At 68.8% G+C, this 22,325-nt stretch carries 20 protein-coding genes and 1 riboswitch; of the genes, 15 read left to right on the top strand and 5 right to left on the bottom strand.

Annotation, left to right across the window (positions count from 1 at the left end; genetic code table 11):
- The first annotated feature begins 278 nt into the window (after nt 1-278).
- The 6 genes from metG to nadB all read left to right on the top strand — a co-directional run bounded on the left by metG (nt 279) and on the right by nadB (nt 6,519).
- A complete protein-coding gene (gene metG, locus H0U68_RS03740) occupies nt 279-2,348 on the top strand; it encodes a methionine--tRNA ligase (protein ID WP_296352822.1) in 2,070 nt (689 codons plus the stop codon).
- Between the two features lie 2 nt (nt 2,349-2,350).
- Entirely contained in the window at nt 2,351-3,334 is a 984-nt protein-coding gene (locus tag H0U68_RS03735) for a tripartite tricarboxylate transporter substrate binding protein (protein WP_296352821.1), read from the top strand.
- 63 nt (nt 3,335-3,397) lie between these two features.
- Nucleotides 3,398-3,628 (top strand): hypothetical protein, encoded by a 231-nt coding sequence (locus H0U68_RS03730; RefSeq protein WP_296352820.1) that lies wholly within the window; start codon nt 3,398-3,400, stop codon nt 3,626-3,628.
- 89 nt (nt 3,629-3,717) lie between these two features.
- Nucleotides 3,718-3,945, top strand: coding sequence for a DUF3460 family protein (locus H0U68_RS03725; protein ID WP_296352819.1), 228 nt, complete (start codon nt 3,718-3,720; stop codon nt 3,943-3,945).
- A 32-nt stretch (nt 3,946-3,977) separates the two neighbouring features.
- On the top strand, nt 3,978-4,835 hold the full coding sequence (locus tag H0U68_RS03720) for a ScpA family protein (RefSeq protein ID WP_296352818.1): 858 nt from the start codon (nt 3,978-3,980) through the stop codon (nt 4,833-4,835).
- A 118-nt stretch (nt 4,836-4,953) separates the two neighbouring features.
- Nucleotides 4,954-6,519, top strand: coding sequence for an L-aspartate oxidase (gene nadB / locus H0U68_RS03715; RefSeq protein ID WP_296352817.1), 1,566 nt, complete (start codon nt 4,954-4,956; stop codon nt 6,517-6,519).
- A gap of 12 nt (nt 6,520-6,531) precedes the next feature.
- Here the strand turns inward: nadB and H0U68_RS03710 are convergent, their stop codons facing one another.
- Nucleotides 6,532-7,149, bottom strand: coding sequence for a hypothetical protein (locus tag H0U68_RS03710; RefSeq protein WP_296352816.1), 618 nt, complete (start codon nt 7,147-7,149; stop codon nt 6,532-6,534).
- 186 nt (nt 7,150-7,335) lie between these two features.
- Here H0U68_RS03710 and H0U68_RS03705 point away from each other — a divergent pair, with 186 nt between their 5' ends.
- Genes H0U68_RS03705 through H0U68_RS03690 form a run of 4 tightly spaced genes read left to right on the top strand, consistent with a single transcriptional unit; the run spans nt 7,336 to nt 11,750 of the window.
- Nucleotides 7,336-7,749, top strand: a complete 414-nt coding sequence (locus H0U68_RS03705; RefSeq protein ID WP_296352815.1) for a hypothetical protein — start codon at nt 7,336-7,338, stop codon at nt 7,747-7,749.
- Nucleotides 7,746-9,245, top strand: a complete 1,500-nt coding sequence (locus tag H0U68_RS03700; protein WP_296352814.1) for an ATPase domain-containing protein — start codon at nt 7,746-7,748, stop codon at nt 9,243-9,245. Before H0U68_RS03705 ends, H0U68_RS03700 begins: the two co-directional genes overlap by 4 nt.
- Nucleotides 9,242-10,624 carry a hybrid sensor histidine kinase/response regulator gene (locus H0U68_RS03695; RefSeq protein ID WP_296352813.1) on the top strand — a complete coding sequence of 461 codons (1,383 nt, stop codon included), beginning with the start codon at nt 9,242-9,244 and terminating at the stop codon, nt 10,622-10,624. Before H0U68_RS03700 ends, H0U68_RS03695 begins: the two co-directional genes overlap by 4 nt.
- A complete protein-coding gene (locus tag H0U68_RS03690; protein WP_296352812.1) occupies nt 10,611-11,750 on the top strand; it encodes a sensor histidine kinase in 1,140 nt (379 codons plus the stop codon). Before H0U68_RS03695 ends, H0U68_RS03690 begins: the two co-directional genes overlap by 14 nt.
- Nucleotides 11,751-11,773: 23 nt before the next feature.
- Here the strand turns inward: H0U68_RS03690 and H0U68_RS03685 are convergent, their stop codons facing one another.
- The 3 genes from H0U68_RS03685 to H0U68_RS03675 form a co-directional block, all read right to left on the bottom strand.
- Nucleotides 11,774-12,094 (bottom strand): helix-turn-helix domain-containing protein, encoded by a 321-nt coding sequence (locus H0U68_RS03685; RefSeq protein WP_296352811.1) that lies wholly within the window; start codon nt 12,092-12,094, stop codon nt 11,774-11,776.
- A gap of 11 nt (nt 12,095-12,105) precedes the next feature.
- Nucleotides 12,106-13,659 (bottom strand): MBL fold metallo-hydrolase, encoded by a 1,554-nt coding sequence (locus H0U68_RS03680; protein WP_296352810.1) that lies wholly within the window; start codon nt 13,657-13,659, stop codon nt 12,106-12,108.
- 373 nt (nt 13,660-14,032) lie between these two features.
- Entirely contained in the window at nt 14,033-15,433 is a 1,401-nt protein-coding gene (locus tag H0U68_RS03675; protein ID WP_296352809.1) for an MFS transporter, read from the bottom strand.
- 122 nt (nt 15,434-15,555) lie between these two features.
- Nucleotides 15,556-15,675, top strand: a riboswitch (TPP riboswitch).
- Between the two features lie 74 nt (nt 15,676-15,749).
- Between H0U68_RS03675 and thiC the strand changes: the two genes are divergently transcribed.
- From thiC to thiD, 5 genes are read left to right on the top strand one after another with little or no spacing between them, the layout of a single operon-like run.
- The gene (thiC, locus tag H0U68_RS03670; protein WP_296352808.1) at nt 15,750-17,606 is read left to right on the top strand and encodes a phosphomethylpyrimidine synthase ThiC; all 1,857 of its coding nucleotides are present in this window, start codon (nt 15,750-15,752) and stop codon (nt 17,604-17,606) included.
- Nucleotides 17,607-17,609: 3 nt separating this feature from the next.
- Nucleotides 17,610-18,641, top strand: a complete 1,032-nt coding sequence (locus tag H0U68_RS03665; protein WP_296352807.1) for an FAD-dependent oxidoreductase — start codon at nt 17,610-17,612, stop codon at nt 18,639-18,641.
- The gene (thiS, locus tag H0U68_RS03660; protein WP_296352806.1) at nt 18,638-18,841 is read left to right on the top strand and encodes a sulfur carrier protein ThiS; all 204 of its coding nucleotides are present in this window, start codon (nt 18,638-18,640) and stop codon (nt 18,839-18,841) included. The genes H0U68_RS03665 and thiS overlap by 4 nt, the downstream gene beginning before the upstream one ends.
- Before the next feature lie 9 nt (nt 18,842-18,850).
- Nucleotides 18,851-19,633, top strand: a complete 783-nt coding sequence (locus H0U68_RS03655; protein WP_296352823.1) for a thiazole synthase — start codon at nt 18,851-18,853, stop codon at nt 19,631-19,633.
- On the top strand, nt 19,630-21,204 hold the full coding sequence (gene thiD, locus H0U68_RS03650) for a bifunctional hydroxymethylpyrimidine kinase/phosphomethylpyrimidine kinase (RefSeq protein WP_296352805.1): 1,575 nt from the start codon (nt 19,630-19,632) through the stop codon (nt 21,202-21,204). Before H0U68_RS03655 ends, thiD begins: the two co-directional genes overlap by 4 nt.
- Nucleotides 21,205-21,222: 18 nt before the next feature.
- Here the strand turns inward: thiD and H0U68_RS03645 are convergent.
- Nucleotides 21,223-22,325: DUF6596 domain-containing protein (locus H0U68_RS03645; RefSeq protein WP_296352804.1), on the bottom strand; the 1,103-nt coding region annotated here is incomplete at its 5' end.

The following is a 22,325-nucleotide window of genomic DNA, read 5'->3' as shown; positions in this document are numbered from 1 at the left end:
ACGCGACGCAGCGAAATTGGAATCTGACCCCGATTTTTTATCGTTGACTGACTCGCGGAGGCTGTCTGAACGGAGCGCTCGCAGAGCGCGTAGTGAGTTCCTCCGCGCCGGTCCCAGCCCGATCAGCACAGCGAAGTCGGCGCGCAGCGCCGACCGCCGCAGTATGAGCCCATGCCGGGCACCGCATGCCGCGACGCGAGGTCACCGCACGCCATCGCACGCCCCAACCACACACCAGCCTAAAATCCCGGGTTTACCCCGACGGAAACCCCGCCTCCATGACCCAGCGCAAGCTCTTCGTCACCACCGCCTTGCCGTACGCCAACGGCAAGTTCCACATCGGCCACATCATGGAATACATCCAGGCCGACATCTGGGTGCGGCACCAGCGAATGCAGGGTTCGGACGTGGCTTTCGTGTGCGCCGACGACGTGCACGGCGCCGCCATCACCATCGCGGCGGAGAAAGCCGGGCAGACGCCGCAGGAATTCGTGGCCGCCATCGCGGCGGGCCGCCAGCAGTACCTGGACGGCTTCCACATCAGCTTCGACAACTGGCACTCCACCGACGGCCCGGAAAACCACGAACTGGCCAAGCAGATCTACCTGGACCTGAAGGCGCAGGGCCTGATCGCCACGCGCACCATCAAGCAGTTCTTCGACCCCGTGAAGGGCATGTTCCTGGCCGACCGCTATGTGAAAGGCCAGTGCCCGAAGTGCGGCGCCAAGGACCAGTTCGGCGACAACTGCGAAGTGTGCGGCGCCGTGTACGCGCCCACCGACCTGATCGAGCCGTACTCGGTGCTGAGCGGCGTGAAACCCGAGTTGCGCGACTCGGAGCACTACTTCCTCACCTGGTCCGACCCGCGCTGCGTGGAGTTCATGCAGACATGGACCGGCGCGCCCGGCCACCTGCAGACCGAGGTGCTGAACAAGATCCGCGAGTGGCTGGAGAAAGACGAGGGCGGCGAAGGCGGCCTGAACGACTGGGACATCAGCCGCGACGCGCCCTACTTCGGCATCGAGATCCCCGATGCGCCGGGCAAGTACTTCTACGTCTGGCTGGACGCGCCGATCGGCTATCTCGCGTCGCTGAAGAACTACCTGGACAAGAAGGGCGTCGACTACGCGTCGTACATGCGCGACCCGCAGCTGGAGCAGTACCACTTCATCGGCAAGGACATCATCACTTTCCACACGCTGTTCTGGCCGGCCATGCTGTATTTCAGCGGACGCAAGACGCCTGACGCGGTGTTCGTGCACGGCCACCTCACGGTGGGCGGCGAGAAGATGAGCAAGAGCCGCGGCACCGGGCTGGACCCGCTGAAGTACCTGTCGCTGGGCATGAACCCGGAGTGGCTGCGCTACTACCTCGCGGCCAAGCTGAACGCGCGCAACGAAGATCTGGACTTCAATCCCGAGGACTTCATGGCGCGGGTGAACTCCGACCTCGTCGGCAAGTACGTGAACATCGCCAGCCGCGCGGTGAAGTTCATCCCCGGTGGCAAGCTGGTGGGCAGCAACGTTGCCGCGCTGGAACCGAACAAGCTGATCGACGGCGTGCGCGCACTGTTCGAGTCGCGCGAATACGGCAAGGCGCTGCGCGAGGTGATGGCCTTTGCCGACGCGGTGAACATGCGCTTCGACGGCGCCGCGCCGTGGAAGCTGGTGAAGGAAGGCAAGACCGCCGAAGCCGCGCAGGTGTGCTCGGAATGCCTGGAAGCATTCAAGCTGCTGACGGCGTGCCTGAAGCCTGTGCTGCCGACGCTGGCGGCGCAGGCGGAGGCGTTCCTGAACTGCGAGCCGCTGACCTGGAGCAGTGCGGCGCAGGCATTGGGCGAAGGGCACCAGGTGGGCGAATACAAGCATCTGATGCAGCGGGTGGATGCGAAGCAGGTGGATGCGTTGTTCGAGGCGCCGACGGAGGTGTCCGCACCGGCAGCGCCCTCACCCCAGCCCTCTCCCGCGGGCGGGAGAGGGAGTGAACCGGGGGGCGAGCAAGTCGCCCCCGAAATCACGATGGATGACTTCTCCAAGGTCGACATGCGCATCGCCAAGGTCGTGGCCTGCGAAGCGGTGGAAGGCTCCAAGAAGCTGCTGCGCCTGACGCTGGACGTGGGCGAAGGCCGCACGCGCAACGTGTTCTCCGGCATCGCCTCGGCCTACAAGCCGGAGGAACTCGCCGGCAAGTTCGTCGTGGTGGTCGCGAACCTCGCGCCGCGCAAGATGAAGTTCGGCGTCAGCGAAGGCATGGTGCTGTCGGCCAGCCACGGCGACGAGAAGGCCAACCCGGGAATCTTCGTGCTCAGTGCCTGGCCGGGCGCCGAGCCGGGAATGAAAGTGAGATAACCATGACCACCCGCCGCCGCTTCCTGCACACCGCCGCCGGCAGCGCCGCGGCCGTCACGCTCCCCGCGCTTGCGCAGGCCGGCTGGCCGCGCCAGCCGATCACGCTGGTCGATCCGTTTCCCGCGGGCAACAACACCGACTACTTCTCGCGCCTGGTGGCCGACCGCCTCGGTCCGCTGCTGGGCACGCGGGTGATCGTGGAAAACCGGGCCGGCGCCGCCGGGCTGATCGGCGCCACCTACGTCGCCAATGCCAAGCCGGATGGCTACACCCTGGGGCTGGCCACGGTCAGCACGCTGTGCGCGGGTCCGGCGGTGCACTCGCCGGCCACGCTCAAGTACGACCCGCTCAAGGACTTCTCCTTCATCACCAAGCTGGTCACCCTGCCCAGCGTGCTGGTGGCCAACCCCAAGCTGCCGGCCAAGGATTTCGGCGCGCTGCTCGCGCTCACGCGCCAGCAGCCCAGGCGCGTGACCTGCGGCGTGCCGGGCCTGGGCTCGGCCGGCCACGTGCTCACCGAATACCTGATGAAGCTGGCCAACATGCCGATGCTGATCGTGCCGTACAAGGGCGGCGGCGCCATGCTGACCGACCTGATCGCCGGCCAGATCGACGTGCTGAGCAACAACATCCCCGAGCTGCTGCAGCACGTGCGCAGCGGCGCGGTGCGCGCGCTGGCGGTGCGCGACGTGCGCCGCGCGCCGGCGCTGCCGGACATTCCCACCTACAAGGAGCTGGGCCTGGGCGAAGTGTCGAATCCGCTGTGGTTCGGCCTGGTGGCGCCGGCCGGGGTGCCCGAGCCCATTCTCGCCAGGCTGCGGGCGGCCACGCACAAGGCCATGGTCGATCCGGTGTTCGTGGACAAGACCATCGCGGTGGCCGGCTCCATCAGCCCCACCAGCGGCACCGAGTTCCGCGCCGATGCGGCGGCGCTGCTGGCGCAGATGCAACAGGTGGTCAAGAGCGCCGGCATCAAGCCGGAATAATGCCGCTGCCGGCCGAGGTGCCGGGCATAGAATGGCCGGGTCCCAGCAGTACCGGACCCCCGCATGAACCCCTCCCGTTTCGCTTCCTGGCCTGCCGCCGCGCGCGGCCTGGCACTGGCCATCGTTCTCGTGCCGCTTTCGGGTTGCGCCGTTATCTCGGTCGCGAGCGCGGCCACCTCGGTCGTCACCACCGGCGTGGGGCTGGCCGTCGATGCCACGGTCGGCGCCGTCAAGCTCACCGGCAAGGCCGTTGGCGCGGTGGCCGGCGGCGGCGATTCCGACGGCAAGAAGTAGCCGGGCAAGCCACCCCGGCAGGGGCGCCGGTGTGGGCATGGCGGCAAGCTCGGCATCGGCCGGGCGCCGCCCGGTAAAATCCCCCGACCATGTCCGCCCTGCTTCGCATCTTCCGCCGCCCCGACTACCAATCGGACATCACGCAGTTCATCGAGCAGCTCAAGACCGACAAGCCCGACCTGGAGTCGCGCCAGCGCGCCGGCCGCTCCATCTGGTGGGACAAGTTCGTGGACCGCGAGGCCTGGCGCGAGTGGCGCTCTGCCCAGGTGCCGCAAAAACCCTACGTGTACGGCTCGGAGCCGCCCAAGGAACGCTGACCGGCGCCCCGCGCGCCCGTCTTCCGCGGCCCATGAGCGACGACATCCAGGACACCACCCTTCCCGAGCCCTCCGCGCCGGCGGCGCGGGGCATGCCCCAGGTGGTGGACCAGGTGGCGCTGGCCCGCCTGTACGGCGAGCCGCTGTTCGCCATGCCGCAGGACCTGTACATCCCGCCCGACGCGCTGGAGGTCTTCCTGGAGGCCTTCGAAGGCCCGCTGGACCTGCTGCTCTACCTCATCCGCAAGCAGAACTTCAACATCCTCGACATCCCGATGGCCGCCGTCACGCGGCAGTACCTGGTGTACGTGGACGAGATCCGCACACGCAACCTGGAGCTGGCCGCCGAATACCTGCTGATGGCGGCCATGCTGATCGAGATCAAGTCGCGCATGCTGCTGCCGCCCAGGAAAACGGCCGAGGGTGAGGAACCCGAAGACCCGCGCGCCGAGCTGGTGCGGCGCCTCTTGGAATACGAGCAGATGAAGGCCGCGGCCTTCCGCCTGAACGAGGTGCCGCAGATCGGGCGCGACGTGCTGCGCGCGCAGGTCTACATCGAGCAGTCGCTGCAGCCGCGCTTTCCCGACGTGCACGTGGCGGACCTGCAGGACGCGTGGCGCGACATCCTGCGCCGCGCCAAGCTGATCCAGCACCACAGGATCACGCGCGAGGAGCTGTCGGTGCGCGAGCACATGACCATGGTGCTCAAGAAGCTGCAGGGCCGCAAGTTCATCGAGTTCGAGCACCTGTTCGACCTGAACCGCGGCGTGCCGGTGCTGATCGTCACCTTCATCGCCATGCTGGAGCTGGCCAAGGAAACCCTGATCGAGGTGACGCAGGCCGAAGCCTACGCGCCGATCTACGTGCGCCTGGCGTACCAGCCGGCATGAGCAACCAGCCATTTCCCATCCCGTTCGGGCTGAGCCCGTCGAAGCCCCTCAGCCGGCATTGCACTTCGACAAGCTCAGTGCGAACGGATCATTTCACGCTGGTGCGAACGGAGCGTTCATGTCCCAAGATTTCGATGTCCTGATCGTCGGCAGCGGCCTGGCGGGCCTGTCGGCCGCGCTGCACCTGGCGCCCACGCACCGCGTGGCGGTGCTGACCAAGCGTTCGATGAGCGACGGCTCCAGCGGCTGGGCGCAGGGCGGCATCGCCGCCGTGATGGGCGAGGACGACAGCTTCGAGCGCCACGTGGACGACACCCTGGTGGCGGGCGCCGGCCTGTCCGACCCGGCGGCCACGCGCTTCGTGGTGGAGCACGCGCCGGAAAGCATCGCCTGGCTGCGCTCGCTGGGCGTGCCGTTCTCGCAGGAGAACGGGCACCTGCACCTCACGCGCGAAGGCGGCCACAGCGCGCGGCGCATCGTGCACGTGACCGACGCCACCGGCGCCGCCGTGCAGCAGACGCTGATCGCACTCGTGCGCCGCACGCCCAACATCACGGTGCTGGAGAACCACACGCTGGTGGACCTGATCACCGCCGGCAAGCTCGGCATGCAGCCCAACCGCTGCCTGGGCCTGTATGCGCTGGACGGCGCCACCGACGAGGTGCTGACCTTCCGCGCGCCGCGCACCATCCTGGCCACCGGCGGCGCGGGCAAGGTGTACCTCTACACCACCAATCCCGACACCGCCACCGGCGACGGCATCGCCGCCGCCTGGCGCGCCGGCTGCCGGGTGACGAACATGGAGTTCATCCAGTTCCACCCGACCTGCCTGTACCACCCCCACGTCAAGAATTTCCTGATCACCGAGGCGGTGCGCGGCGAAGGCGGCAAGCTGCTGCTGCCCGACGGCACGCGCTTCATGCCCGGCCACGACCCGCGCGCCGAACTGGCGCCGCGCGACGTGGTGGCGCGCGCCATCGACTTCGAGATGAAAAAGCACGGCCTGGACTGCGTGTACCTGGACATCTCGCACCAGCCGCAAGCCTTCATCCTGGAGCACTTCCCCAACATCCACGCGCGCTGCCTGCAGCTGGGCATCGACATCACGCGCGAGCCGATCCCGGTGGTGCCGGCCGCGCACTACACCTGCGGCGGCGTGCACACCGACCTGCGCGGGCGCACCGACCTGCCCGGCCTGCACGCCATCGGCGAGACCACCTACACCGGCCTGCACGGCGCCAACCGGCTGGCCAGCAACTCGCTGGTGGAATGCATGGTGTTCGCGCGCTCGGCCAGCCAGGACATCCTGGCCACCAGCGCCGAGGCGCCGCCCGCCGTGCCGCCCTGGGACGACAGCCGCGTGACCGACGCCGACGAGGCGGTGGTGATCTCGCACAACTGGGACGAGCTGCGCCGCTTCATGTGGGACTACGTGGGCATCGTGCGCACCAACAAGCGGCTGGAGCGCGCGGCGCACCGCATCGCGCTGCTGCAAGACGAGATCCAGGAGTTCTACGGCGCCTTCCACGTCACGCGCGACCTGCTGGAACTGCGCAACCTGGTGACGGTGGCGGAACTGATCGTGAAGTCGGCGCAGAGCCGCCACGAAAGCCGCGGCCTGCACTTCAGCCGCGACTACCCGCAGATGGCGCCCGACACGAAGCCGACGACGCTCGTGCCCTGAGCGCGCGCGGCCTCAGGCCATCGTCGCGTTGCGCAGCGCGAACTGGACCGGCTGCGCGTGCGGACCCGAGCCGCCGCCGGTCATCGCGATGTCGGCGCTGGCAATGCCTTGCAGCGAAAGCCGCGTGGTGATGCCCGCTTGCACCGCCCGATGGATCACGCGGCCTTCTTCCACCCGCGCGGCCGCGCCGATCCACAGCACCGGCGCGAAGCGGAACACCGCGGTGTTGCGCGGCATGATGGTCTGGCGGGTCGCGAGCAGGCGGCCGTCCTTGTAGATGCTGGCGCCGATCGGTCCGTCGCCCTGCTGGTGCAGGATCTCGATGCGGTCGGGTTTGCCCGCCTGCCCGGCCTGCGTCAGCTGCCAGCCGGAACCCGTCTGCCGCATGGCGAACAGCTGGCCGGGTTCGGCGGGCTGCGGCGGCGTCTGGTGGCCCGCTTCGTCGTTGGCGCCGACCATCACGGCGTGCGGATACACGAAGCCGACCGAGCTGCCGGGCGCGCAGTTCGCAATCACCTTCCACGCCACCGGCATCTCGTCGATGCCGCCCAGCGCGTTGTGCGTGTAGATGACGATTTTCGCGTTGCCGGCGTCGTTCGAGTCGTTGATGAAATTGAGTGCGATGTCCATGGTTTCCCCCGCTCGTTGCCCTCTTCATTTTGCATGGGTGGCGAGTCGGGAGTTACACCCTTTGTTGCCGCCTGCAGAGCTTTCGGTCCGTTACACTGCGGATGACCCGAAGACTGCGGGCGTCATGTGGTGTGTCCCCTCTCTGCCCGGCATCCGCACTGCCAGGGTTCATGACTAGGAGAAGAAGTGCGCCACCTCTACATCGAGCCGGCCCTGGGCGACGCATGGTACGTCGGCGAGGCGGACACCGTGGCGGATGCCACGGTGCAGGCGTTGCAGTCTTTTTTTGCCGAGCTCAAAGTATTGATTGGCAACGATGCGGTGCGTGCTTTGTATCTCCGCGCCTTGCATTTGGCGCTACTTTCGTTTCAACGGCCCGCGCAGGCCAGCCAGCAGCTGGAGGCTCTGCTGGCTGGCCTGCGCCACTACCTGGCCAGTCGCCAGCCGGCCGCTGCGCGCAGCGACGCGCAGGCGTTGCTGGAATCGCTGGTCGCGCTGCTGGCCTCGCTGATTGGGCAGCCGCTCACCCTGCGCCTGGTCACTTCGGCATGGGGCAGCCCCACCGCCCCTCCAACCACGACAGGAGAGAACCGAACATGACTGAGAAGTTTGTCCTCGGCCGCCTTCCCACCGGCGTGCCGGGGCTCGATGAATTGCTGGGCGGCGGGCTTCCGGAATTATCGTTCAACCTGATCGCCGGATCGCCCGGCTCGGGCAAGACCACGCTGGCGCACCAGATCATGTTCGCACTGGCCGGCCCTCACCGGCGCGCCATCTTCTTCACGGTCCTGGGCGAGCCCGCCCTGAAGATGCTGCGTTACCAGCAGCAGTACAGTTTTTTTGATCTCGGCAAACTCGATGAGTCGATCCGGTTCGTCAACCTGGCCGAAGAGGTGACACATGGCGATCTGGAGGGCGTGCTGGCCCGTATCGTGGCAGAGGTCGAGCAGTTCGAGCCGGGCCTGGTGTTCGTCGATTCGTTCCGTTCGGTGGTGCTGGCGGCCCAGGCCACCGCCCAAGGCATCCCGGTACTGCAGCAGTTCGTCCAGCGACTGGGCATGTACCTGACCAGCTGGCAGGCCACCACCTTTCTCATCGGCGAATACATGGCCGTCGACGCCGAGGCCAATCCTGTCTTCACCATCGCCGACGGCATCTTGTGGCTGCAGCAAAGCCTGCACCGCAACTCGATGGTGCGCAAGATCCAGATCAGCAAGGCGCGCGGCCAGGCCACCCTTGCCGGCCTGCATACCTTTCGCATCGCGAACGACGGCATCCAGGTATTTCCGCGAACGCTGCCGGCGCTTGCAAGGCCACCAGGCCGGGCGGGCGCAGGCGCCCGCGCGCCGCGGGCCGCGGCACGCCGGTTGTCGATGGGCATTGCAGCGCTCGACGACATGATGGGCGGCGGCCTGCCGCAGGGCTATTCGCTGCTGGTCTCCGGCCCGTCAGGCTCGGGCAAGTCGCAACTGGCGACGCAGTTCCTGGCCGAAGGCGCGCGGCTCGGCGAGAAAGGCATCGTGGTGGCGTTCGAGCGCAGCCCCGGCACCTCGCGCAGTCCCCGGCTCGATGCGCTGATCGATGACGGCGACGTGGCGGTTGTCGACACCCGGGCGCTCGATCTGTCGATCGACGAAACACTGTACGCCATCACCGAACTGATCCGCACGACCGGCGCCAGCCGCGTCGTCATCGATTCGCTGTCGGGGTTCGAGTTGGCCCTGGCACCGACCTTTCGCGAGGACTTTCGCGAGTCGCTGCACCGCATGGTGGCTGTGCTTACCGGGCTGGGCGCCAGCGTGGTGATGGTGTCCGAGCTGGAAGACCGCTACACCGACCTGCGCTTTTCGCCCTACGGCGCGGCGTTCCTCACCGATGCGATCATCGTGCAGCGTTACGTGGAACTGCAGGGCGACCTGCGCCGCGTGATGGCGGTGGTGAAGGTTCGCAACAGCGCGCACAGCCGCAGCCTGCGGCTGTTCGACATCACCGATGCCGGCATTTCGATCGGCGAGCCCACGCCCGACATGCAGGCGCTGCTGTCCGGCCATCCGCGGCTGGCCGCCTCCCCCGGCTCCAACGACAGCACAGCGTGAAAACCGCAACGCCTCCTTCGGCCCGCCCGCCCGGTCCGCACGAGCACGCGTTGGTGGATCGTGAGAAGGCCATTGCCCAGCAAGAAGCAGCGCTCGCCCAGCGCGAAGCGGTGGTCGCGCAGCGCGAACAGACGTTGGAGGAACAAGCCACGGCGCTCGCGGCGAGTCAAGTCCAGCAGCAGGAACTGCGCCAAGCCAATGAGCACCTCGTGCTGGCCAAACTGGAAGCCGATACGCTGAAGGAAGCGGCCGTACTCGCGCGCAGGCGCCAAGACGAGTTTCTGGCGATGCTGGCGCACGAGTTGCGCAACCCACTCGCGCCGATCCGCAATGCGGCCGCCCTGCTGGCGCGGGCCGACTGCACGCCGGACATGTTGCACCGGATCCACGACATCGTTGACAGGCAGGTTCATCACCTGGCGCGCCTGATCGACCAGCTGCTCGACGTCTCGCGGGTGACGCAGGGCCACATCACGCTGCACAAGCAACCCACCGCCGTGGCCGGCATCGTCGAGCAGGCGGTGCAAATGCACCAGGCGCTGATCGAGTCCCGGCACCAGCAGCTAGGCGTGCAAGTGCCAGCCGGACCGCTGGTGGTGGACGGGGACCCGGTACGGCTGGTGCAGGTGGTGGGCAACCTGGTGCACAACGCCGCCAAATACACTCCCGAAGGCGGCACCATCGCGGTCACGGTACGTCAGGAGGGCGACGCCGCACGCATCGAGGTGCAGGACACCGGCGCCGGCATCTCGGCCGAGGCGCTTCCCCACATCTTCGATCTGTTCGTCCAGGGCGACCGCTCCCTGGCGCGTAGTCAGGGCGGCCTGGGCATCGGGCTGACGGTGGTGCGCAGCATGGTCCAGTTGCACGGTGGCACGGTGCAGGCTTACAGCGACGGCACTGACCAGGGCAGCACTTTCGTCGTGACCTTGCCGGCCCTGGCAAATACCGGGATCGCGGCGGAACCGGTCCAGGAGCAGCCGCAGGCGCAGGGCACCGAGCGCGTCCTGGTGATTGAAGACAACGCCGATACCGCCGAATCCTTGGCCATGGTGCTGCGCCTGTCGGGCTACGAAGTGGAAATCGCGCCCGACGGCCCCAGCGGCCTGGACATGGCGGCGCGCCTGCACCCCCGCGTCGTGCTGTGCGATATCGGGTTGCCCGGGATGAGCGGTTACGAGGTGGCTGCGCAGCTGTGCCGACGCGGCGACCAGGCACCACTGATGATCGCGCTGAGCGGTTACGGCGCCGCGGGCGACATTGCGCGGGCCTTGTCGGCCGGCTTTCACCGGCACATGGCCAAGCCGGCGGATGTCGCTACGCTTTTGCAGGCGATCTCTCAAGGTCTGCATCCGAACGAACACCATGCGCCTCGCTGAATTTCTCCGGACCCACGCCGACGATATCCTTCGGGCCTGGGACGAATTCGCCTCCACCGTCCCGCATGAGGGCAGGCCGCTGGACCATGCTGCTTTGCGGGACCACGCGGCGGAAATCCTGCGCGTGATCGCGCTGGACCTGGACCAGCCCCAGACCGCCACCCAGCAATACCGCAAGTCGCGCGGCGAGGAGGGCCGTGAGACCAGTGACACACCCGCCGAAACGCATGCCGACGTGCGCGTGGCGCATGGCTTTTCGGTCGATGCGATGATGAGGGAGTACCGGGCATTGCGCGCCAGCGTCGTGAGGCTGTGGACCGAGTCGGGCCTGATCGAGTTCGACGGGAATGGCATGGAACAGCTCACCCGCTTCAACGAAGCCATCGACCAGGCCATCACCGAATCGATCACGCGCTGTTCCGAGCTGATGAAACAGACTTCCAACATCTTCATCGGCATCCTCGGCCACGACATCCGCAACCCGCTGAGCACGATCGCCATGTCGGCCGAATACCTGGTGCGCTCGGGCAAGATCGATGAAAAGGCGGCAGCGCCCATCAAGAACAGCGTGGCGCGCATCGGCGGGCTGATCGAGCAGGTGGTGGACTTCACCCGGGCCCAGGTCCAGGGCGTGATGCCGGTGCAGCGAAAGCCGGGCGACCTTGCGGACCAGCTGGTGAAGGTGCTGGAGGAAACCCAGGTGCGCCACCCGGAGCGCAAGCTGCTGCTGGAGCGCAGCGGCAGTTTCGAAGGCGATTGGGACGAGGGGCGGATGGGTCAGCTGCTGTCCAACCTCCTGGGCAACGCCATCTCCTACGGTGCGCGCAGCGCGCCCATCACGCTCAAGATGTGGGCGGGCAAGGACGATGTCAGCTTCTCGGTCCACAACCGGGGCACGCCGATCCCGCCGGGCGATTTGGCGCGGGTGTTCGAACCGCTGGCCCGGGGCTCCCTCGCCGACGCCGGCGCCGAGCGGCGAGAACCCAGCGGGCTGGGCCTGGGACTCTACATCTGCCGGGAGATCGTGAAAGCCCACGACGGCGATTTGACGGTCGCCTCCACCCAGCAGGATGGAACCACGTTCACGGTGTGCATGCCCAGGCTGGCGAAAACAGCTCCACCCTAGCGGCCATTGACCCCGGTGCGCCGTCAGTCCAGGTGGCGCGTGCCCCATTCGCGCATGGACCGCACGATGGGGCCCAGGCTCTTGCCCTTGGCCGTCAGCATGTACTGGAAGCGCGGCGGATGCTGGCTGTAGAACTCGCGCTCGACCAGGCCGTTGGCCTCCATCTCCTTCAGCCGCGACGACAGCGTGTTGGGCGCGACGCCGCCCAGCGACTCCTGGAAGTCCTGGAAGCGCCGCGGGCCGTTCAGCAGCAGGTCGCGCAGCAGCAGGATGGTCCAGCGTTCCCCGATCAGGTCCAGGGTGCGGGCGACAGGGCAATCGTGGATGTCGTAACTGCGGGCCATGGGGGCCAATCCTAACGCGTGGGCTGCGCCTCGGCTTCCGGATGCGCCACGGGCAGGGCCGCCTGGTTCGCGTAGACGATCAGCTTGAACGGGTTGTACTCCTGGTACTTGGCCGCCAGCCGCCGGAACGCCTCGCGGTACGTCTCCTGCGCCGTCGCGTCCAGCGGGCCGGCGCCCCGCATCCACTGCATCAGCAGCGCGGCCTGCTCGTACTTGCCGTCGGCCATCAGCCGCGCGGCGGCACGCGCGGCCTGCTGCTGCGTGACGCCCAGGTACTCGGTGACCAGCAGGCCCTTGTCGCGCACGGTGAGCGCGTCCATGCCCTGCAGGTCCGCCTGCCAATAACCCACGTGCTGGTCGAACAGGCGGTTGATCACGTTCTCGCGCAGCACCAGGTAGCCGATCTGCGCGGGCTGGCTGGCCTGCAGCACCGACGGCGGTATCAGGTTGGCCTGCTGGCTGGAGCCGCGCTCGTCGCCGCGGCGCACCGCTTGCAGCACGCGCGGCTCCAGCCATTGCAGCGCGTCGCGCAGCTCCAGCAGCACCGACGGCCTGGAGAACAGGCGCGTCAGCGGCTCGTGCCCGTGCAGCACGGTGCGCGGCCGGCGCTCGGCGATCAGGCCGATGGCGTCCAGCAGGCCGTGCAGGTTGCCTTCTTCGATGAACGGGGCGCCGAGATAGGGCATGACGATGTCGCCGGCGAACAGCACGCCTTCGCGCGGCAGGTGCACCAGCAGCGCGTCTTCCGTTTCGCCGCCGGCGGCGGGAACCAGCTCGAACACGGTGCCGCCGACGCGCACCTCGGTGCGCTGGTCCACCGCCACGTCGGGCTTGTACGACAGCACGTCCTCCATGCGGAACGCGGGGCCGAAGAAGGCCGGCAGCACGCTCTGCGGCCCTTCGCCCTGGTGCGCCAGCTCCGCCGCGTAGTTGCCGCGCCCGTAGAAACGCACCGGCTGCCCCAGCCCGCGGAAGAAGCGGTGGCCGCCCACGTGGTCCCAGTGCGCGTGCGTGACGAACACGGTGGTGAGCTGCGGCAGGCCGGGCACGGCCTGCCGCAGCGCGTCGTAGGCGTCGCGCGCCGCGTCGGTGCGGGTGCCGGCGTCGATCGCGATCAGCTCGCGGCCGTCCTCCGACACCACGAAGTTGAATTCGGTGAAGTCGAAGCCGCTCAGCGTGTACACCCGGCCCGGCACCGCCTGCGTGATGCGGCGCGCGGAGAACAGGTGGCCGCGCTGCGCGGTCTCGGAGAACGGCGTGGTGAACACCAGCGGCTTGTCCCAGCCGGTGAAGCCCGACTTGCGCAGGTAGGCCTGCGCCTGCGCGTCGTCGCCCGCGTCCCGGGCCAGCAGCGCGCGGCGGTAGTGCACCTCGCGCAGCCAGCCGGGATTGGGCGCGCGCTGCGCGTTCTGCTCGCACCATTGCAGGTCTTCGATGGCACGGTCCTTCTGCCCCAGCAGGCCGGGCAGCTGCGCACGCACCACGCCCGACATCCAGCGCGCCACGAAGTTGTTGCCGCCGTCGAGCGCGCGCGCTTCGTCCAGCAGGGGAATGGTGTCGCGCACCCAGCCGATGCGCCGCAGCAGCGGAACATCGTCCGCGTGCTCGGCCCGCAGGCCGGCCAGCGCCGCCAGGTAGTAGGCGCGCCGCGTCGCGTCGCGTCGACGCGCGGACCGAAGGTGCGCAGCAGTTCCTCGAAGAAGCGCACGCCCTCCTCGCGCCGGTGCGCATTGGAGAACTGCGAGCTGAGTAGCAGGATGGGCTCGGCGTCTTCGGCCGGCTTGGCGCGGTTGATCGCCTTGAGGTACTCCAGCTCCGGGTTGCCGGTGGATGCTGCCGTGCTTTCGGCCACGGGCGCGGCCACCGTCCAGGCCAGCGGAATGGCCAGCGCTGCCAGCGCCAGGGTTGCGAGCCAGATCGATTTTTTCATGCTGTGTCTCAGGCGGTGGTGGGTGTGGCGGCGACGGCGCGCGCGGGTGCGGTCGCCACCGGCAGCGACAGCAGCGCCGTGGCGAGGCCGCCGGCAATCAGCAGCAGGTTGATGTGGTGGAAGCCCGCGACCCCGGGCGCGGAGGCCAGCAGCGACACGGCGAATGCCACGCCCAGGGTGGCGCCGAGCTGGCGCACCGCCATGTTCACGGCCGAGCCGATGCCGAAGCGCGCGGCCGGCAGCTTGGCCACGGCAGCGCCTGCCAGCGACGGCAGCACCATGCCGACGCCCGCGCCGCCGATCAGCAGGCCGGGCAGCCACACCGCCAGGAACTGCGGCTCGGCGCCGATGCGAAAGTAGAGCCAGGCGCCGGCGGCGGCATAGAGCAACCCGCCGAGCACGAGGAACGGCCGGTGCCCGACACGACCAGCGAGCCGGCCGCACACCACCGCCACCGGAATGACCATCAGCGGCCCGGGCGTGATGGCCAGGCCCGCGAGGCTCAGGCTGTAGTGCCACACGCCGCGCAGGAACACGAAGTAGCTGAGGAACATCGCGGTGAACGCGATGCTGAACGTCAGCGTGCCGAGGTTGGCGAAGCGGTAGGTGGTGTCGCGAAACAGGCTCAGGTCGATGGCCGCCCCCGGGCGCTTCCAGGCCCAGCGCACGAACGCCAGGGCAAGTGCGATGCCGCCGCCCACGGTCCAGGCGGTGGCCGCGGAGGCCCAGCCCCAGGCGTCGGACTGCACGATGCCCAGCGTGACCAGCGACACGCTGGCGATCACCAGCAGCACGCCCGGCACGTCGAGCGCGGCGCCCTGCTCGGGGTTGGACGACTCCGCCAGCAGGCGCGCCGCGCGCACCGCGGCGTACACGCCGAACGGCACGTTGACGTAGAACGCCCAGCGCCAGTCGGCCGCCTCGATGATCGCGGCGCCCGCGCTCGGGCCCAGGGCCGCGGCGAGCGCGCCCAGCGCACCCCACAGGCTGACGGCGATGGCGCGCTTGTGCACCGGGAACGCCTGCAGGATCAGCGCCAGCGACGTGGGCGTGAGCAGCGCCGCGCCCACCGCCTGCAGGATGCGAAAACCGATCAGCGTCTCCACGTTCGGCGCCAGCCCGCACAGCGCGGAAGCGGCGGTGAACAGCGACACGCCGGCCAGGAACAGGCGCTTGCGCCCCAGCAGGTCGGCCAGCCGGCCGGCCGGCACCAGCAGCGCGGCGTAGACGATGGTGTAGGCGTTCAGCACCCACGAGATGTACGCGGCCGACGCCGCGGGAAAGCTGTCGCGCAGCGCCGGGAACGCGGCGAAGCCGATGGTCGCGTCCAGCGACACCAGGAACACGGCGATGCCGGTCAGCCCGAAGGTGCGCCAGGGACCGGCGGATGTGGCGGATGTCTGATCCATGGAATGCCTTTTCATTTTGTGACTTCATCATAGCAAGTAACTTCTACTTTGCGAGTCTCGAGGCCAGCTCGGCAGCACCCCTGGCGGTGCAAAGCGCAAACCGGCACCCCGGCGCTATACTTCCAATCGCTCCGGGGTGCGAGCGGCTTGCGCAGGCAGGCTGGTATCGCTGAGATGGCAGGACCCAAACCCGTGAACTTGAACCGGTTCGTACCGGCGTAAGAAGAGCTGACAGGATGCGCGACCCGCACGGGGTCCGCCCCGCCATCCCTTTCGGAGCACTGCTTTGCCGCAACGCCGAAAGGATGGCCCCCTGATGAACGCTCCCGACAAACTCGCGCAACTGCTGGCACTCACGCGCGAGCCCTTCCCCGCTTCCCGCAAGACCCACGCACCCGGCCGGCTGCACCCGCAGGTGCAAGTGCCGATGCGCGAGGTGCAGCTGACCAATGGCGAGGCCGTCACGCTGTACGACACCTCCGGCCCCTACACCGAACCCAGCGCCGACATCGACGTGCGCCGTGGCCTGCCCGGCCTGCGCGAATCCTGGATCGAGTCGCGCGGCGACACCGAGCCCTACACCGGCCGCGAGCGCAGGGCGCTGGACGACGGCACCAAGCACGAGGAGCGCGAAGCCCAGCGCATCGCCGCGCTGCGCGCCGAAGCCGCCGCGCTGCAGCGCGCGCCGCGCCGCGCCAAGTCCGGCGCCAACGTCTCGCAGATGCACTACGCGCGCAAGGGCATCATCACCCCCGAGATGGAATACGTGGCGCTGCGCGAGCACGGCAAGCGCGAGTGGATGGCCGAGTACCTGGCCGATACCGAGCGCAACGAGCGCCTGCGCGGCAACCCGATGGGCGCGAAGATTCCCGACATCATCACGCCCGAGTTCGTGCGCGACGAAGTGGCGCGCGGCCGCGCCATCATCCCGGCCAACATCAACCATCCGGAAATCGAGCCGATGGCGATCGGGCGCAACTTCCTGGTAAAGATCAACGCCAACATCGGCAACTCCGCGGTCACGTCGTCCATCGAGGAAGAAGTGGAGAAGCTGGTGTGGGCGATCCGCTGGGGCGCCGACACGGTGATGGACCTGTCCACCGGCAAGAACATCCACACCACGCGCGACTGGATCGTGCGCAACTCGCCGGTACCCATCGGCACGGTGCCGATCTACCAGGCGTTGGAAAAAGTCGGCGGCGTGGCCGAAGACCTCACCTGGGAAATCTTCCGCGACACGCTGGTCGAGCAGGCCGAACAGGGCGTGGACTACTTCACCATCCACGCCGGCGTGCGCCTGCCGTTCATCCCGATGACGGCGAAACGCCGCACCGGCATCGTCTCGCGCGGCGGCTCGATCCTGGCCAAGTGGTGCATCTCGCACCACAAGGAGAACTTCCTCTACACGCACTTCGAGGACATCTGCGACATCATGAAGGCGTACGACGTGAGCTTCTCGCTGGGCGACGGGCTGCGCCCCGGCTCCGGCGCGGACGCCAACGACGAGGCGCAGTTCGCCGAGCTGCGCACGCTGGGCGAGCTGACGCAGATCGCCTGGAAGCACGACGTGCAGACCATGATCGAAGGCCCCGGCCACGTGCCCATGCACATGATCCAGGCCAACATGGAAGAGCAGTTGAAGCACTGCGGCGAGGCGCCCTTCTACACGCTGGGCCCGCTGACGGTGGACATCTCGCCCGGCTACGACCACATCTCCAGCGCCATCGGCGCGGCGATGATCGGCTGGTTCGGCACCGCCATGCTGTGCTACGTGACGCCCAAGGAACACCTGGGCCTGCCGGACCGCGACGACGTGAAGCAGGGCATCGTGGCGTACAAGATCGCCGCGCACGCGGCCGACATCGCCAAGGGCCACCCCGGCGCGCGCGCCTGGGACGAGGCGCTGTCGAAAGCACGCTTCGATTTCCGCTGGCAGGACCAGTTCAACCTGTCGCTGGACCCGGACACCGCCAAGCAGTTCCACGACGAAACGCTGCCGGCCGACGGAGCCAAGGTGGCGCACTTCTGCTCGATGTGCGGCCCGAAGTTCTGCTCGATGAAGATCACGCAGGACGTGCGCGACTACACGGCGGCGCAGGAAGGCATGGCCGCCAAGAGTGCGGAGTTTAAGGCGGGCGGCGGCGAGATCTACATCCCGCTGCACAAGGCCTGAGCCATGCGCATCGGCATCGCGGGCGCGGGACTGCTGGGGCGCCTGCTGGCGTTCCAGCTGGCGCGCGCCGGCCATGCGGTGGAGGTGTTCGATCCGGCGCCGCATGCCGAAGCGCGCGCCGATGCAACGAAAGCTGCGGGCTGGACCGCAGCCGGCATGCTGAGTCCCGTCGCGGAGCTGGAATGCGCGGACGCCAACGTGTTCGCGCTTGGCCTGCGCTCGCTGGAGCTGTGGCCCGCGATCGTGCAGTCGCTCGGCGTGCCTGTCGAACTGAAGCGTGACGGTAGCGTGCTGCTGGCGCACCGCGGTGACGAAGGCGCGGCGCGGCGCGTGATCGACTTGCTGACAGCCAAGGCGCCGGCAGCGCACCTGCCGCAAGCGCTCGCGCCCGCCGCGCTGCGCGAGATCGAGCCCGCGGTGCAAGGTCCCGCGCATGCCTGGCTGCTGCCGGGCGAAGGCCGCATCCACACGGTGCAGGCGATGGCGGCACTGGCGTGGGCGGCTGCGGCGGCAGGCACGCGTTTCCACTGGTCCCGCAGCGTCGAACGTGTGGAGGCGGGTGTGCTCTGGAGCGACGGAGAGCGCCGCGCCTTCGACCATGTCTTCGACGTGCGGGGCACCGGTGCGCGTCCCGAATTGCCGGTGCGCGGCGTGCGCGGCGAGGTGTTCTGGCTGCATGCGCCGGGCGTGGCGATGCACCGGCCGCTGCGCCTGCTGCACCCGCGCCACCGCGTCTACATGGTGCCGCGCGAAGGCGACATCGTCGTCGTCGGCGCCAGCGAGATCGAGAGCGAGGACCGCTCGCCGGTGTCGCTGCGCACCACGGTGGAACTGCTGGCCGCGGCGCACAGCGTGGTGCCCGAGCTGGCCGAGGCGCGCATCGTGCACAGCGAAACCAACCTGCGCCCGGCCCTGCCGGACAACCTGCCGCGCGTGGAAATGCAACCCGGTCTCACGCGCATCAACGGCCTGTTCCGCCACGGCTGGCTGATTGCGCCGGCGCTGGTGGCGGATGCGATGGAGGCACTCGCATGATCGCGGTCACCGTCAACGGCGAGCGCCGCGAGCTCGCGCCGGGCACGACGCTCGCCGACTTGGTTGCCTCGCTCGAACAGGCGCCCCAAGCGCTGGCCACCGCAGTCAACGGCGACTTCGTGGCGCGCGAGGCGCGCGCGCAATGCGTGCTGAAGGACGGCGACGCCGTGTTCACTTTCCAGCCCATCACAGGAGGCTGATTCATGACGATGACCACTCCCTTTCGCATCGGCGGTGCCGAGCTGCAGAGCCGCTTCTTCCTGGGCACCGCCGGCTATCCGTCGCCGCAGGTGCTGCAGGACGCCATCGCCGCGTCGGGCGCGCAGGTGGTCACCGTCGGTTTGAAGCGCCAGCTGGCCGCGGCCGGCGCGCCCAACGATTTCTATCGCCTCATTCAGCAAAGCGGCGCGCGCCTGTTGCCCAACACCGCCGGCTGCCGCACCGCGCGCGAGGCAGTGACGCTGTCGAAGATGGCGCGCGAGCTGTTCGGCACCAGCTGGATCAAGCTGGAAGTGGTGGGCGACGAGCACACGCTGCAGCCCGATCCGTTCGAACTGGTGGACGCCGCGCGCGAGCTGGTGCGCGACGGCTTCGAAGTGTTCCCCTATTGCACCGACGACCTGGTCACCTGCCAGCGCCTGCTGGACGTGGGCTGCCGCATCCTCATGCCCTGGGGCGCGCCCATCGGTTCCGGCCAGGGGCTGCTCAACCCGACGGCGCTGCGCACCTTGCGCGCGCGCCTGCCGGGCGTGCCGCTGGTCGTCGACGCTGGCATCGGCTCGCCCAAGGACGCGGTGCAGGCCATGGAGCTGGGCTTCGATGCGGTGCTGCTGAATTCCGCCGTGGCGCAGGCGCACGACCCGGTGCGCATGGCGCGGGCGTTCAAGCTCGCCATCGAGGCCGGGCGGCTGGCGTACGAGGGCGGCATCATGGCCAAGCAGGACATGGCCGTGCCCAGCACGCCCGTGACCGGCCGGCCCTTCGTTCTATGAGCAGCGCCGACGCCAAGAGGAAGCCGGTCGTCTGGAGCGTCGCCGGTTCGGACAGCGGCGGCGGCGCCGGCGTGCAGGCGGATTTGAAGGCGTTCGAGGCGTTCGACGTGCACGGCTGCACGGCAGTCGCGGCGCTCACGGCGCAGAACTCTGTCGCTGTGCGCGCCATCGAGCCGGTGGCTGAAGCGATGTTGGAGGCGCAGCTTGCGGCATTGGCCGAAGACATGCCGCCAGCCGCGATCAAGACCGGCATGCTGGGCAGCGTAGCGAACCTGCGCGTGCTGGTGCGCTGGGTGGATCGGCTGCGCGAGAAGAACCCGGCGATGGCACTGGTGGTCGATCCGGTGCTGCGCGCGACGACAGGCGCGTCGTTCGCGACTGAAGAACTGATTGCCGCGTACCGCACGGAATTGTTGCCGCGCGCCAGCCTGATCACGCCGAACCGGCGCGAAGCTGCGGCGTTGCTCGGCCTTTCTTCATCGAACGGCGACGCCGACGTGGAGCAATCCGCCGGTGCGCTGCGCGAGCTCGGTTGCCAAGCCGTGGCGATCACCGGCGGTGACGAGGGCGCCTTGTTCAGCCAGGACTATGTCTCTGCGCCCTGGGCCGAAGGCTGGCTGCGCCTGCCGCGCATTGCCACGCCGCACAGCCACGGCACCGGCTGCGTGTTCGCATCCAGCGCCGCCGCGGCCATGGCGCGCGGATTCGTCGCAGTGGAAGCGGTGGTGCTCGCCAAGATGGCGACCACGCATGCGCTGCGCAACGGCTATGCCGCAGGCGAAGGCGCCGGGCCGGTGTGGCCGCGCGAAGGATTCGGCCTGCGCATCGAGAACCTGCCAGAGATGTCCCTGCCCGCGGCGTCGCTGACCGCGCGCCCGCGCTTCGCCGGCCTTCCACCTTTCGCGGCCCTCACCGACGACAAGCTCGACCTCTATGCGATCGTGGACAGCGCCGCGTGGATCGAGCGCGTGCTGGCCGCCGGCGTGCGCACGGTGCAACTGCGCATCAAGGACGCGCAACAGCCGAACCTGCGCGAGGAGATCCGCGCCAGCATTGCCGCCGTGCGCAAGGTGGATGCGCAACTCTTCATCAACGACCACTGGCAGGTCGCGATCGAGGAAGGCGCCTATGGCGTGCACCTTGGCCAGGAAGACCTGGCGACGGCGGACCTCGCCGCCATCCAGCGCGCCGGCCTACGCCTGGGCCTGAGCACGCATGCGTACTGGGAAGTCTGCCGGGCTTGGTCGCTGAAACCCAGCTACATCGCCTGCGGACCGATTCACCCCACGGCCGCCAAGGCGATGCCTTGGATTCCGCAAGGTAATGCCAACTTGGCGTATTGGTGCAAGCTGCTGCCCACGCCGGTGGTGGCGATCGCGGGCATGGATACCGAGCGCGCGACGCAGGCCGTGCAAGCCGGCGCTGCAAGCGTGGCCGTCATCAGTGCGATCACGGGCGCGGCAGATCCCGAGCAGGCTGCAAAGCAATTGGACGAGGCAATGCGCGTTGCACGCCAGAGCGAACCGACCGCGCCGCCGCTGCTGGCGCGAACGACGCTTGCGCGCACATAGCCGCCGTCTTCCGACGAATCACAACCGCTCCGCACGCCGCTGCAAAAACTGCCGCACTGATGCACCGCGCTCCAGCCCGATCGCGCGCTGGTAGCTGGCCAATGCCGCTTCGCGCTGGCCGGTGCGTGCGAGCAGGTCGGCCCGCGCCGCCCAGTACGGCTGGTAGTCGCTCCAGCGCGGATCGTCCGCCAGCGCGTCCAGCGCATCGAGGCCCGCCTGCGCGTCCCAGCCTTGCGCCAGCGCCACCGCGCGGTTCAGCGCGGCCACCGGCGAGCCGGTGAGCGCATGCAGCGCTTCGTACAGGCGCACGATCGCGCCCCAGTCGGGCGCCATGCCGCGCCGCCGCACGCTGTGGGCCGATTGCACCGCGGCTTCCAGCTGGTAGCGCCCGAGCTGGCCCTGCGTGCTGGCGCACTGCAGCAGCGCCTCGGCCTCTTCGGCCATGGCCACGTCCCATTGCGCGGTGTCCTGTTCGGCGATGGGCACGTACTCGCCTTCAGTGTTGCGCCGCGCGGCACGGCGCGCATGGGCGTGCAGCATCAGGGCCAGCAGGCCCAAGGCCTCGGGCTCTTGGGGCAGCAGCGCTGCCACCAGGCGGCCCAGCCAGATGGCTTCGTCGGCCAGGTTGCGCCGCCGTGGGTCCGCCCCTTCGGCATCGGACCAGCCTTCGGCATACGCGGCGTAGATCGCCTCCAGCACGGCGTCCAGCCGCGCCGGCAATTCGCTGCGTTCGGGCACCTGCAGGCCGATGCCGGCCAGCCGGATCTTGGCCTTGGCGCGTACCAGCCGCTGGCCCATGGCCGCGGGCGCGATCAGGAACGCGGAGGCGATGGCCGCCGCGTCGAAGCCCAGCACCGCCTGCAGCATCAGTGGTGCGCGCACGCCGCGCTCGATGGCGGGATGCGCGCAGGCGAACAGCAGCTCCAGCCGCCGGTCGGGCAGGCGCGGGTCGTCGGCCTCGCCTTCTTCCAGCTGCGCCAGCAGCAGCAGGTGTTCGGCCGCCGCCTCGCCGTGCACGCGCGTGCGCACGCCGTCCACCATGCGCCGGCGCGCCACGGTCAGCAGCCAGGCTTCGGGGTTGTCCGGGATGCCGCGCGCCGGCCACTCGGCCAGCGCGGCGG

Origin of the sequence: Ramlibacter sp. (genome assembly GCF_013697775.1) — a bacterium.
Classification (GTDB): Bacteria; Pseudomonadota; Gammaproteobacteria; order Burkholderiales; family Burkholderiaceae_C; genus Ramlibacter.
The sequence above is the reverse complement of the archived record's forward strand: the minus strand, read 5'-3'. Positions and strand labels throughout refer to the sequence as shown.

Coding starts and splice junctions, on each gene's coding strand:
- metG (WP_296352822.1), top strand. CDS start 279: ATGACCCAGCGCAAGCTCTTCGTCACCACCGCCTTGCCGTACGCCAAC.
- H0U68_RS03735 (WP_296352821.1), top strand. CDS start 2,351: ATGACCACCCGCCGCCGCTTCCTGCACACCGCCGCCGGCAGCGCCGCG.
- H0U68_RS03730 (WP_296352820.1), top strand. CDS start 3,398: ATGAACCCCTCCCGTTTCGCTTCCTGGCCTGCCGCCGCGCGCGGCCTG.
- H0U68_RS03725 (WP_296352819.1), top strand. CDS start 3,718: ATGTCCGCCCTGCTTCGCATCTTCCGCCGCCCCGACTACCAATCGGAC.
- H0U68_RS03720 (WP_296352818.1), top strand. CDS start 3,978: ATGAGCGACGACATCCAGGACACCACCCTTCCCGAGCCCTCCGCGCCG.
- nadB (WP_296352817.1), top strand. CDS start 4,954: ATGTCCCAAGATTTCGATGTCCTGATCGTCGGCAGCGGCCTGGCGGGC.
- H0U68_RS03710 (WP_296352816.1), bottom strand. CDS start 7,149: ATGGACATCGCACTCAATTTCATCAACGACTCGAACGACGCCGGCAAC.
- H0U68_RS03700 (WP_296352814.1), top strand. CDS start 7,746: ATGACTGAGAAGTTTGTCCTCGGCCGCCTTCCCACCGGCGTGCCGGGG.
- H0U68_RS03690 (WP_296352812.1), top strand. CDS start 10,611: ATGCGCCTCGCTGAATTTCTCCGGACCCACGCCGACGATATCCTTCGG.
- H0U68_RS03685 (WP_296352811.1), bottom strand. CDS start 12,094: ATGGCCCGCAGTTACGACATCCACGATTGCCCTGTCGCCCGCACCCTG.
- H0U68_RS03675 (WP_296352809.1), bottom strand. CDS start 15,433: ATGGATCAGACATCCGCCACATCCGCCGGTCCCTGGCGCACCTTCGGG.
- thiC (WP_296352808.1), top strand. CDS start 15,750: ATGAACGCTCCCGACAAACTCGCGCAACTGCTGGCACTCACGCGCGAG.
- H0U68_RS03665 (WP_296352807.1), top strand. CDS start 17,610: ATGCGCATCGGCATCGCGGGCGCGGGACTGCTGGGGCGCCTGCTGGCG.
- thiS (WP_296352806.1), top strand. CDS start 18,638: ATGATCGCGGTCACCGTCAACGGCGAGCGCCGCGAGCTCGCGCCGGGC.
- H0U68_RS03655 (WP_296352823.1), top strand. CDS start 18,851: ATGACCACTCCCTTTCGCATCGGCGGTGCCGAGCTGCAGAGCCGCTTC.
- thiD (WP_296352805.1), top strand. CDS start 19,630: ATGAGCAGCGCCGACGCCAAGAGGAAGCCGGTCGTCTGGAGCGTCGCC.